At 59.2% G+C, this 11728-nt stretch carries 10 protein-coding genes and 5 pseudogenes; 11 read left to right on the top strand and 4 right to left on the bottom strand.

Annotated features, from left to right (window positions below; genetic code table 11):
- Window positions 1-14: 14 nt before the first annotated feature.
- The 9 genes and pseudogenes from USDA257_RS32295 to USDA257_RS36490 all read left to right on the top strand — a co-directional run.
- Window positions 15-2246, top strand: a pseudogene (locus USDA257_RS32295) (conjugal transfer protein TrbE); the annotation flags it as partial.
- A complete protein-coding gene (gene trbJ / locus USDA257_RS32300) occupies window positions 2218-3021 on the top strand; it encodes a P-type conjugative transfer protein TrbJ (protein ID WP_014858035.1) in 804 nt (267 codons plus the stop codon). The pseudogene USDA257_RS32295 and the gene trbJ, both read left to right, overlap by 29 nt.
- Window positions 3018-3215 (top strand): entry exclusion protein TrbK, encoded by a 198-nt coding sequence (gene trbK, locus USDA257_RS32305; protein WP_014858036.1) that lies wholly within the window; start codon window positions 3018-3020, stop codon window positions 3213-3215. Before trbJ ends, trbK begins: the two co-directional genes overlap by 4 nt.
- Window positions 3209-4384 (top strand): P-type conjugative transfer protein TrbL, encoded by a 1176-nt coding sequence (gene trbL / locus USDA257_RS32310; RefSeq protein WP_014858037.1) that lies wholly within the window; start codon window positions 3209-3211, stop codon window positions 4382-4384. The genes trbK and trbL overlap by 7 nt, the downstream gene beginning before the upstream one ends.
- 23 nt (window positions 4385-4407) lie before the next feature.
- Window positions 4408-5070: a conjugal transfer protein TrbF gene (locus USDA257_RS32315; protein ID WP_014858038.1), complete on the top strand. Its 663-nt coding sequence runs from the start codon at window positions 4408-4410 to the stop codon at window positions 5068-5070.
- 17 nt (window positions 5071-5087) lie between these two features.
- Complete coding sequence (gene trbG, locus USDA257_RS32320) at window positions 5088-5900, top strand: P-type conjugative transfer protein TrbG (protein WP_014858039.1); 813 nt, start codon at window positions 5088-5090, stop codon at window positions 5898-5900.
- 3 nt (window positions 5901-5903) lie between these two features.
- Window positions 5904-6350 carry a conjugal transfer protein TrbH gene (gene trbH, locus USDA257_RS32325; protein WP_014858040.1) on the top strand — a complete coding sequence of 149 codons (447 nt, stop codon included), beginning with the start codon at window positions 5904-5906 and terminating at the stop codon, window positions 6348-6350.
- An 11-nt stretch (window positions 6351-6361) separates the two neighbouring features.
- Window positions 6362-7656, top strand: a pseudogene (gene trbI / locus USDA257_RS32330) (IncP-type conjugal transfer protein TrbI).
- Window positions 7657-7958: 302 nt separating this feature from the next.
- A pseudogene (locus tag USDA257_RS36490) lies at window positions 7959-8671 on the top strand (autoinducer binding domain-containing protein).
- A gap of 3 nt (window positions 8672-8674) precedes the next feature.
- Here USDA257_RS36490 and USDA257_RS32350 read toward each other — a convergent pair.
- The 3 genes and pseudogenes from USDA257_RS32350 to USDA257_RS35160 all read right to left on the bottom strand — a co-directional run.
- On the bottom strand, window positions 8675-8998 hold the full coding sequence (locus USDA257_RS32350; protein ID WP_014858045.1) for a transcriptional repressor TraM: 324 nt from the start codon (window positions 8996-8998) through the stop codon (window positions 8675-8677).
- Complete coding sequence (locus USDA257_RS38945) at window positions 8995-9816, bottom strand: hypothetical protein (RefSeq protein ID WP_014858046.1); 822 nt, start codon at window positions 9814-9816, stop codon at window positions 8995-8997. The genes USDA257_RS32350 and USDA257_RS38945 overlap by 4 nt, the downstream gene beginning before the upstream one ends.
- A gap of 40 nt (window positions 9817-9856) precedes the next feature.
- A pseudogene (locus USDA257_RS35160) lies at window positions 9857-10117 on the bottom strand (IS21 family transposase); the annotation flags it as partial.
- Here USDA257_RS35160 and USDA257_RS38475 point away from each other — a divergent pair.
- Window positions 10093-10422, top strand: a complete 330-nt coding sequence (locus tag USDA257_RS38475) for a DUF5372 family protein (RefSeq protein ID WP_015633592.1) — start codon at window positions 10093-10095, stop codon at window positions 10420-10422. The pseudogene USDA257_RS35160 and the gene USDA257_RS38475 overlap by 25 nt on opposite strands.
- A 33-nt stretch (window positions 10423-10455) precedes the next feature.
- On the opposite strand, the pseudogene USDA257_RS32370 reads toward USDA257_RS38475, so the two are convergent.
- Window positions 10456-10738, bottom strand: a pseudogene (locus USDA257_RS32370) (helix-turn-helix domain-containing protein); the annotation flags it as partial.
- Between the two features lie 221 nt (window positions 10739-10959).
- Between USDA257_RS32370 and USDA257_RS32375 the strand changes: the two are divergent.
- Window positions 10960-11676, top strand: coding sequence for an IS6 family transposase (locus USDA257_RS32375; RefSeq protein ID WP_109023434.1), 717 nt, complete (start codon window positions 10960-10962; stop codon window positions 11674-11676).
- Window positions 11677-11728 lie beyond the last annotated feature (52 nt).

Raw genomic sequence — 11728 nt, forward strand, 5'->3', positions numbered from 1 at the left:
GGCGTCCACATCATCAAGTCGAAGCCGCCCGTATCCCGACGTACGATTATCCCTCGGAAGTCCGCTGCCATTTCCCCGATGCTGTGACGCGCGCAATTGACGCTGAGCGACGGGCGCATTTCGCGCGCGAGCGAGGACATTTCGAAAGCAAGCATGCGCTCATCCTGACCTATCGGCCGTCGGAGGCCAAAAAGACAGCGCTCAGCAAATACATCTACTCGGACGAGGAGAGCCGTAGGAAGACCTATGCGGACACTGTGCTCTTCATTTTCAAGAACGCCATCCGCGAGATCGAGCAGTATTTCGCCAACACCCTTTCGATCCGGCGCATGGAAACGCGCGAGGCCGCCGAGAGGGGAGGGGAGCGTGTCGCCCGCTATGATGAACTGCTGCAATTTATCCGATTCTGCATCACCGGCGAAAACCATCCGATCCGATTGCCAGCTGCTCCCATGTATCTCGACTGGATCGCGACCGCCGAACTCGAGCATGGTCTGACGCCGAAGGTCGAGAACCGATTCCTCGGTGTCGTGGCGATCGACGGGCTCCCCGCCGAGAGCTCGCCGGGCATCCTCAACAGCCTCGACCTCATGCCTTTGACGTATCGCTGGTCGTCGCGCTTCATCTTCCTTGATGCGGAAGAGGCGCGTCAGAAGCTCGAACGCACGCGCAAGAAGTGGCAGCAGAAGGTCCGGCCGTTCTTCGACCAGCTATTTCAGACGCAAAGCCGGTCGGTCGACCGGGACGCCATGACAATGGTGGCCGAAACCGAAGATGCCATCGCGCAAGCGTCTTCGCAGCTTGTCGCCTATGGCTATTACACACCCGTGATCATTCTCTTCGACAGTGATCGCGAAGCGCTGCAGGAAAAAGCCGAGGCTATCCGCCGGCTGATCCAGGCCGAAGGATTTGGGGCGAGGATCGAAACGCTCAACGCGACCGAGGCCTATCTCGGGAGCTTGCCCGGCAACTGGTATTGCAATATCCGCGAACCGCTGATCAACACCAGCAATCTCGCCGATCTCATTCCGCTGAACTCCGTGTGGTCGGGAAGCCCGGTCGCACCTTGCCCTTTCTATCCTCCCAATTCTCCGCCACTGATGCAGGTTGCAAGCGGTTCGACACCGTTCCGGCTGAACCTGCATGTCGACGACGTCGGCCACACACTGATCTTTGGTCCGACGGGGTCCGGCAAATCCACGCTGCTGGCGCTGATCGCGGCACAGTTCCGACGCTATGATCGTTCCCAGATCTTCGCCTTTGACAAAGGAAGCGCGCTCCTACCGCTGACGCTGGCTGCCGGGGGCGATCATTACGAGATCGGCGGCGACAATGCGGAAGGGCGTAAGGCACTGGCCTTTTGTCCGCTGTCGGATCTCGAAAGTGACGCCGATCGGGCTTGGGCCGCGGAGTGGATCGAGATGCTGGTCGCTCTGCAGGGTGTCACTATCACGCCCGATCATCGCAATGCCATGTCCCGCCAGGTCACCCTCATGGCCAGCGCTCCCGGGCGATCGCTCTCCGATTTCGTGAGCGGCGTGCAGATGCGCGAGATCAAGGACGCGCTGCATCATTATACGGTCGACGGCCCAATGGGTCAGCTTCTCGACGCCGAACAGGATGGCCTCACCCTCGGCGCCTTCCAGACCTTCGAAATCGAGCAGCTCATGAACATGGGCGAGCGGAACCTCGTCCCGGTGCTGACCTATCTGTTTCGGCGCATCGAAAAGCGGCTCGATGGATCCCCGAGTCTGATCTTGCTCGACGAGGCCTGGCTGATGCTCGGCCATCCAGTTTTCCGCAGTAAAATCCGGGAGTGGCTGAAGGTGCTACGCAAGGCGAATTGCGCTGTCGTGCTTGCGACCCAGTCGATCTCGGATGCCGAGCGGTCCGGAATTATCGACGTCCTGAAGGAGTCCTGCCCGACGAAGATCTGCCTTCCGAATGGGGCCGCTCGCGAACCCGGGACGCGCGAGTTCTACGAACGGATCGGCTTCAACGAGCGGCAGATCGAGATCGTTTCGAACGCCACTCCCAAGCGCGAATACTATGTCGTCACCCCTGAAGGCCGGCGGCTTTTTGATATGGTGCTCGGTCCGGTGGCGCTTAGTTTCGTTGGCGCATCCGGCAAGGAAGATCTGAAGCGCATCCGAACACTTCATTCCGAATACGACCGCGACTGGCCGGTCCACTGGCTTCAGATGAGAGGAGTTCACGATGCCGCGTCGCTGTTCAATGTCGAATAAATTGCTCGCCGGTCTGGCGGTCGTCGCCGTAACGGTCGGCACAGGCGAGCCGGTCGGTGCCGGCACCGCCACTGGCGCCGCAACCGAGTGGACGCAGGTTCTCAACAATGGGGAGCTGGTTGCTCTGGTGGGGAAGTCCAATGAGCAAATTCAGAACCAACTCACCCAGATCAGCCAGCTCGCACAACAGATCGAGACGCAGCTGAACATCTATCAGAACCTGCTCCAGAACACGGCGACGCTTCCGTCTCATATGTGGGGGCAGGTCGAGCGTGATCTCAATCGGCTCCGCAGCATCGTCGATCAAGGTCAGAGCATCGCCTTTTCCATGGGCAACGCCGACGACGTACTGCAGCAGCGGTTCCAGAGCTATGCAACCCTCAAGACCAACCTGCCAAGGAATGAGACATTCTCCTCGACTTATGAAACCTGGTCGGACACCAACCGCGATACGATTGCCAGCACGCTGAATGCGGCGAGCCTCACGGCCGATCAGTTCGACAGCGAGGAAACGACAATGTCCTCGCTGCGCTCGATGTCAGAGACCGCTGACGGGCAGATGAAGGCTCTGCAGGTGGGCCACGAAATCGCGGCCCAACAGGTCGGGCAGATGCAAAAGCTCCGCGGCCTTGTCTCGCAGCAGATGACCATGATGGGAACCTGGCTCCAGACGGAGCAGACCGACAAGGACCTGGCGCAAGCACGGCGGGAAAAATTCTTCAACGCCGACGTCAAGAGCATTCCGGAAGGTCAGAAAATGGAGCCACGCTGGTGAGCCGCGCCGTTATCATTGCCTTAGTGATCCTCGTCCCTGCGGTTTCGACCACAGCGACAGCGCTGATCGTCAACTCCAGAGCCTCCAACCCATCCGCACCTGAGGAGCAACGCACCGCCAAAGAAAAATTCTTCGGCGCGGGGAAGGCGCTTCCGCCGATCAAGGATGGTCAGGAGATGGGTCCAAGATGGTGAAGATCAGTCTTGCACGTTCGTTGCTGATTGCAGGCTTGGCTTATGTCGCCTTCGAGGCACGCGCTTTCGCGCAGGAAGGACTAGTCCTCACGGAGTTGGAGAACCACATCTCGGCAGCCGCGAAAGGATGGGAAACCACCATCCTTGACGCGGCGAAATCGCTGTTTTGGATTTTGGCCACCATCGAGATCGGCATCGCAGCCATCTCGCTGGCGCTCCAGGCGGCTTCGCTCGACAGCTGGTTTGCTGAGCTTGTCCGGCGGATCATGTTCGTCGGATTTTTTGCTTTCGTTCTGACGCAGGGCCCGACCTTCGCGCGCGCCGTGATCGATAGCCTGTTCCAGATCGGCGCTGGCGGGGGCTCGGCATCCCCCGCTGAAATCTTCGACGCTGGCATTCGGGTCGCCTCACAAATGTCGCAGCAAGCCCAGTTCGACGTCTTCGAGGACAATGCGCTCGCAATCGCTGCGGTGCTGGCGATGGGTGTCGTGGTCATCTGCTTTTCGCTGGTTGCAGCAATTTTCGTGTCGGTCATGGTCGAGATGTATGTCGGCCTGCTCGCTGGCATGATCATGCTTGGGCTTGGCGGTTCCTCTTTCACGAAAGACTTCGCTGTCCGATATCTTGTCTATGCCTTCGGCGTCGGCATGAAACTGATGGCGCTCGTGATGATAGCTAAGATTGGATCGCAGGTCCTCTTGGGCCTGGCGAATGCTCCAACCGCGTCTTCCGACCAATTTGTCACGACCCTGGCGATCGCCGGCATCTCCGTCGTGGTTTTCATCATCGCCATGTACGTGCCGAGCATCATCCAAGGTGTAGTGCAAGGCGCCTCGGTTTCCGGGGGGATGGAAACGATCCGTCACGGCGGCCAGGCGGCATCCTTCGCCGCCGGCGCTGGGTTCCTCGCGGGCGGCGCCGCGAGAACGGGTTTCACGGCCGGTCAGTCGGCACGAGCGGCGGGTTCATCCCTCGCCGGCGCGGCGCTTCGGGGTTTCGGCGCGGGGATCGGATCCGCCAGCAGTGCTGCTGGTTCTGCCGCCAAGGAAAAGGCGATCGGTTCACCCGGCGCCTATGCCGGATCAATCCTCGGCCTCGCCAACGCCAAGCTCGATGAGAGCCGGGGCGGTCATAGCGGGCACAAGCCACCTCCCGAACGCAAAGACTAACAGCAATCAGAAAGTGATAGACGATGGCAGCGAACCGCGCCCCCGAAAACCCCTATCTTGCCGCGCGGCAGGAATGGACGGAACGATACGGATCCTATGTGCGAGCCGCCGCGGCATGGCGCACAGTCGGCATTCTGGGCCTGGCCATGGCCGTAATCGGTTTCGGATATGCTATGTATCTCAGCACCGAGGTCAAGCTCGTGCCTTACATCGTCCAGGTCGACAAGCTTGGCACGTCGGTCACGACCGGTTTCCCCGAACAGATTGAATATGCGGATGTGCGGGTAGTGCGCGCCACGCTCGGCAATTTCGTGACCAGCTTCCGTTCGATCACGCCGGACGCCGCGGTGCAGAAACAATATATCGACCGCACCTACGCGCTCCTTCGGACCTCGCATCCATCGACGGAGAAGATCAACGCCTGGTTCCGAGGCAATTCGCCATTCGAGAAGGCGAAAACCGCAACGGTCGCGATCGAAGTCAACAACATCGTGGCGCTCTCAAACCAGACCTATCAGATCGACTGGACCGAATACGAACGGGACCGCAAGGGCAAGGAGATCGGCACGCGCCGGTTCCGGGGCATCGCGACGGTGACACTCACCGCGCCGCAGGACGAGGCAACCATCCGCCTCAATCCAATCGGCCTTTATGTCCGGGATTTTGACTGGACAGCGCAGCTTTAAGGGCAGGGGAATTCTCAATGCACAGAACCGGATTGATCGCAGCCGCCGGCTGCCTGGCAACACTCGTCTTTGCGAGCGCCGCTGAAGCGCAGAGCATGACCACCAATGAGGTGAAGGGCACCAGTATTTCGAGGAAATGGCGCGGCACGGCCGGGTTGGTGACGACTGGTCCCGACGGCAAGGTCATCTTCCTGTACGGCGAGACGCAGCCGTCGGTCGTCTGCTCGCCCTTGCAGGTCTGCGATATCGAATTGCAAGGCGGCGAAATCGTCCGTGACGTTCTCGTTGGCGATAGCGTGCGCTGGAAGGTCGAACCTGCGACATCGGGTGCCATAGGCGGGCAGGCGATCCACCTGATCGTCAAGCCATCGGAGCCCGGACTTGTGACCTCGATGGTGGTCACGACGTCGCGCCGCACCTATCACATCCAGCTGAAATCCCATCCGAGCCAGTATATGGCCCGGGTCGGTTTCGAGTATACGGAGGACGTTTCGACGAAGCTTGCTGACATCAATTCAAGGCTCGAGACCGGCGGCATTCCAGGAACGGCACCCGACAAGCCGAACTTCTCCTACTCGGTCAGCGGGAGCGCGCCGTGGAAGCCGAAACGGGTCTATTCGGACGGCGCAAAAACCTACGTCCAATTCTCGAAATCGATCTCCGGACAGGACGCGCCGGTGCTCTTCGTCGTCAGCGGCGGCCAAAACCGCATCGTCAACTACCGCATGAAGAATGACATGATGATCGTGGACTACGCGGTCGACAAGGCGATCCTCGTCTCCGGCGTCGGCTGGCGGCAGCAGAAGATCACTATTCGGCGGGGAGGCTGAACGATGCGGAAGCTTCTGATCTCCTTCGTTACGGTGGCTATTCTTTCCGGCTGCCAAACGGCCGAGGACGGGCTGACGACCAGTTCCACGCCAACCACCGTCACCGGGCCCGCGGCGAGCGCGATTGCCGGCGATATGGCAAGCCGGCTCGCCGAGCAGATCGGCCCGTCTGCGACGACGACCATCAAGATCGAAAAAGACTCGTCGGATTTCGCGAGCGCGCTTGAGGCGGCGCTGAAAGGCTGGGGCTATACGGTCGTGACTGATGGCAAGGTCGGCAGGGTCGGCAAGGACGTGAAACTGGTCGAGCTCGGCTATTCGATCGACGGTGTTGACGGTCAGGTGCTCGCGCGACTTTCGACGCCCTCTATCGCGCTTGGCCGGGCCTACTCGGCAACGGCAGCGGGTGCTGTGCCGGCAAGTCCGCTTTCCATCATGCAGCGCAACTGACGGAGACAGATATGGTCCAGTCTCTGCGGCTTGGTGCCGCCAACGAGACAGAAGATCAGAACGGCATGCGCCGTCTCAATCGCCTGCCGATCATCGTCGCCATCGTCATCGTTGCGCTGTTCGTCGGCGTCGTCGTCATCGGACTGGCATGGCGCGGTCTTCCGTTCAACCGCAACAATGATATCCACAGCGCATCGAATACCCCGGCAACGAATTTCGGCGACCAGCTCAAGCGCGGCGTCACCGACGGTATCATCGGCGAGCCGGTGGAACGGGAAGCGTTTCAGCCGACGCCCGCCATGAAACAGAAGGTCGACAAGGAACCGACTGTCGTCGACCGGCCTACGGAACCGGAAGAGCGACGCGCGCGGCTCGAAACGGAGGAAGAATGGAAGGCGCGCCTGAAGCGCGAGCAGGACGAACAAATTATCCGCGAGGTCCAGCGGCAGCGGATGGCCCGGCTGCAGGCACGAGCAACCGCTTTGGACTCGCCGTTGAAGGTGGATATTTCCGATGTCGAGAAAGTAGCCAGGAACGCCAGTGACACCGGTCAAAATCCCACGGCAGCAACCAACAATGCGTCGGACCTCTACGCCGCCGCCATGAAATCGGGGATCATGGGCGAGAACCTCGATCCGAACGCCCAGGCGTCGAAGGAGGATTTCTTCAACCAGGACATCAAGGATGTTGGCTACCTCCCAAATCGGGTCGTGCCGCAGATGTCGGTCTATGAGTTGAAGCGCGGCTCGGTCATTCCCGCCACCTTGATCACCGGCCTCAATTCCGACCTCCCGGGTCGCATCACAGCGCAGGTCAGCCAGAATGTCTATGACAGCGCCACCGGCTACCGGTTGCTTATCCCGCAGGGCGCCAAACTGTTCGGGCGCTATGACTCAAAGGTCTCGTTTGGCCAGGAGCGCGTTCTCGTCGTCTGGACCGATCTCATTTTCCCAAATGGATCGACCCTGCAGATTGGCGGTATGCTGGCACGGACGCCGAGGGCTATGGTGGCTTCAAGGACAAGGTCGACCGGCATCTCTGGCGCACTTGGAGTTCGGCAGCGCTGATCGCGCTGATTGGGACCGGAATCGACATGTCGATGCCCGAGAGCTCGACGCTGGCGACACAGGATACTGCCTCAGACGCCGTACGCCGAAACTTCGCTGAATCGTTCGGCCGGGTGGCTGAGCAGACCATATCGAAGAACCTGAACGTCCAGCCAACAATCCGCATCCGACCCGGCTATAAGTTCAATGTCCTCGTTGACCAGGACATCATCTTTCCGTCCGCCTATCGTGACAATTAGCGGCGCAGGGCCCACAGATCTGATCTCCGTATCTGCCGCTGGTTGGCGCGCGGTGTGGCGCTACAATCACTGCAGCGCAAAACCTTTCCTCACTTGTACTATTTCTAGGCCGACGTGGCTTGAAAGCTGCATCTCCACAGGTAGTGCTAATGTACATGGTCCGAGGGAATACTCCGCATGCTGTATTAACCTGCGGTTGCCGCAAAAAGTAATTGTGTGCGTAAATCGCAGTCATGACCCGATTGCCCAAACGGCCGCTCGTTTCGCAAAGGACGAGCTCGGCGGTCAAGAAGATAGGAGAGATGTCCGTGAACGGAAACCTTCGCTCGCTCATCGATATGCTGGAAGCCGCGCAAGATGGGCACATGATCAAGATTGCTCTTAGAAGCTTCGCGCATTCCTGCGGGTATGACAGGTTCGCCTACCTGCAAAAAGACGGCACCCAGGTTAGGACGTTCCATTCCTATCCCGGACCATGGGAAAGCATCTACCTCGGTAGCGACTATTTCAACATCGATCCCGTGCTGGCGGAAGCAAAGCGCCGGCGGGACGTTTTTTTCTGGACCGCCGACGCTTGGCCTGCCCGAGGATCGTCTCCTCTTCGGCGGTTTCGTGACGAGGCAATCAGCCACGGCATTCGCTGCGGCGTCACCATTCCCGTGGAGGGAAGCTACGGATCCGCGATGATGCTGACCTTCGCATCGCCGGAAAGGAAAGTGGACATTTCGGGCGTGCTCGATCTCCCAAAAAGGCAGTTCAATTGCTGATGATGGTGCACTACCAATTGAAGATCATTGCGGCGAAAACGGTGCTTAATCCCAAGCAAATGCTGTCGCCGCGCGAGATGCTTTGCCTGGTGTGGGCTTCGAAGGGAAAAACTGCGTCCGTAACCGCCAACCTCACTGGAATCAATGCCAGAACCGTGCAGCACTATCTCGATAAAGCACGTGCAAAGCTTGACGCGGAATCAGTGCCGCAACTCGTTGCCATTGCCAAGGATCGCGGCCTGGTCTGAGTTCTAGTTGTCATCGTCGAAAGGCACGTCGGGCACAAAGCCAAGCGCGTCCAGAATGTCCGATAGCTCCTCCTGTTGGGCCTCCGACCTCTTCTGGCGTGCAACGTACTCATCCTGGAGCGTCTGGAGGACCGGACCGGAAATCGACGGATCGTCGCTTGCGCGCAACCACTCCTCGTAAACGGCCTGATCGGCCCAGAGGAGCCGGCGGTGTTCGCGAATCGCGGAAACTGCCAGTGCCTCAAGCTCTGACTTGGTCATGACACTGTAGCGCGCTTCTTTCTCCTTGCTTTCGTCGTTCACCTCGGATGAGCCCATATCGTTCATCCGCTTCTCCCTGATTTGATTTCCTCACTGCCCAGCACCCAAGGTCGGCATTGTATCGGTCTAGCCGCTACAGCCAAATTCTCTGGGCTTGAGGCAAGGCAGTTGAATCTAAACTCGACATTTAAACAACTGCTTCGAGCCGACGGGCGTTCCGAGCCGCCGCGTTTACATACTTTAGTTGATAAACTTATGGTGTGTAAACGACGATCTTTCAGCGCATGGATATGCGCAAGCTGGTCGGCTCTAATTTCGCCCGCCTGCGTCGGGAGAAGGGCCTGACACAGGAAGAGGTCGAAGCTCGTTCCGGTTTCAGCCAACAATATCTGAGCAGCCTTGAGCGCGGGCGACGCAACCCTACCGTGATTACTCTTTATGAGCTGGCTCAAGCCTTGGGTGTTAGTCACGTCGAGTTGGTTACCCCGACTGATGAGACTCCGTTTGGCACGCGATGAGGCGAATAATCCTACTGCAGGGTAAAATCGAGCGTATGCGCCGCTTACATCCCATTGATTTCGCGTGTTTGTGAACATTGAGGATTCTGCCAGAAGGTTTTCGGCAAGAGCTGGAGATTTGGGATGGCGGATGGTGATGGTTGCAAGGCGTCCCATGCGAAGAGCCGTTTTGATGCGGCTGTTCTCACGCAGGGTCAGTTCCTCCGATAGAAGGATGTCGATTGCTTCCAGGGCTGAGAGTTCGCCATGCTCGAGGCGGCGGACCACGTGGTCGAGCGCCTCGAGAGCACGCGGCATCTTGAGGCCGACGAGATCGTGACGGATGCGTTCGATCATCGACGGCATAGCATCAAGGGCGGCGCTCATCGGCGGGTCTCCCGAGCCATAGCCGTTGCAACAGCGTCATGACCATGCCGTCACGCGAGATTCGCCGCTCCAGCTTCAGGACCGATCGGAAACGGGCCAGGGGAAGTGGCCGTAGATGAGATCGCTCTTCGGCGAAAGCCTCATTGACGACGCGCAAGGTCGTGGCATGCACCCTGGGATTGGCGACGGTATCCAGCCAATGGCGCAGCTGCGCGTTCAGGTCATCAAGGTTGCGGAACGAGCGAGCCAGGAAGAAGTCTTCGCGTATGTAGCGGAATGGCCTCTCGACCTTGGCTTTCTTTCAAGTCCAGGACTGCAGTTCGTACTGACACTCAAGCGCGTATAGAATTCGAGGTCACGCACCCGTTCCATCCGTGGCGCGGCCAGCGCTTCGTGTTGTCGACACGCAAGCAGAACTGGGGCGAGGACCGCGTCATGTTCTACGACGCGGATGGGCGGCTTCGCTCTCTGCTTGCGTCATGGACGGACGTCGCTGCCCCCGATGTTTTCATTGAGATCGCGGCCGGTAGGTCGTTCGTGCGTCCAGATGATCTGGCAACCCTGGCGGCATTGATCGAGCAAATCGAGCGCAGCCATGGCGGCTGAATGCGTGTCAGGCAATTTATGCCGCTTTGGTGACAGCGGTATAGCCGCCGCTGTAGCCGCGCTCCTTCAGCTCGCGCAGAAGTCGTCGCGCCGTTAGCCCAGGATAGGCCGCCACGCGCTCCCGAAGATAAGCAGCGAATGGGTCTATCACCGTCGCGCGTGGTCTCCTTGGCCCATAGGCCGGCGCTTCCAGACCGCGATCGATATACTTGCGGACAGTCTTTCGGTCCGCGCCGGTCTGCCTGGCGATCGCCGACACCGATAAGCCTTGTCGATGCAAATCCAAGATCATCATCATCTCCCCGAGCTTGATCACCAACATCCCCCTTCCGACAATCGGAAGTAGTATCGGTGATGACATGCGACCAATCTTCCGGGGCGCGCCCCGGAAGACCGGTCACGGCGCAAACTGGGGAAGATTCAAACGGCACATTTGGGGAGTATTGATCCGGTATCGATAACAATCTCGCGATCGGGCTGACGGATTGGGCACCGTAAAGTTAACCGACGGCTGAGGAAGATGTGCGTACATGGGCCATGTCAGAAGTTGCTCGTGATCCGCTTTATCGTCGCCACCGCTATCCCGCTGAGATCATTGCGCACGCGGTATGGCTCTACTTTCGCTTTCCGCTCAGCCTGCGCATGGTTGAGGACATGCTGGCGTCCCGCGGCATCATCGTCACGCATCAGACCATTCGAAGCTGGGCGGAGAAATTCGGACGGCATTTCGCCCGGGAGATCAAGCGACGGTCAGCCGGCTGCCTGGGCGACAAATGGCATCTCGACGAATGTGTGGTGGCCATCAATGGCAAGAAGCAGTGGCTCTGGCGTGCCGTCGATCAGGACGGCTTCGTCCTCGAAGTGCTGGTGCAAAGCCGCCGAAATGCCAAGGCGGCAAAGCGCCTGATGCGCAAGTTGCTGAAGGCTCAAGGGCGGACACCACGGGTCATGATCACCGACAAGCTCCGGTCCTATGATGCCGCCAGGCGCGACCTCATGCCCGGTGTCGAACACCGGTCGCACAAAGGCCTAAATAATCGAGCGGAAAATTCGCACCAGCCGACCCGACGACGCGAAAGGACCATGAAACGCTTCAAGTCGGCACGCCAGCTTCAGCGGTTCGTTTCCATCCATGATCCGATTGCCAACCTGTTCCACTTTCCCCGCAATACGCTGTCATCGGCTCAACATCAAGACCTGCGTAACGCCGCCATGCAAATCTGGAGCAAAATCGCGTGTGTCGCCGCAGCCTGACAGCCGTCCCCGCCAGCTATCGCTGCATCAATCCGCTGATAACTTTACAGTG

Origin of the sequence: Sinorhizobium fredii USDA 257, assembly GCF_000265205.3 — a bacterium.
In the GTDB taxonomy this organism is placed as follows: Bacteria; Pseudomonadota; Alphaproteobacteria; order Rhizobiales; family Rhizobiaceae; genus Sinorhizobium; species Sinorhizobium fredii_B.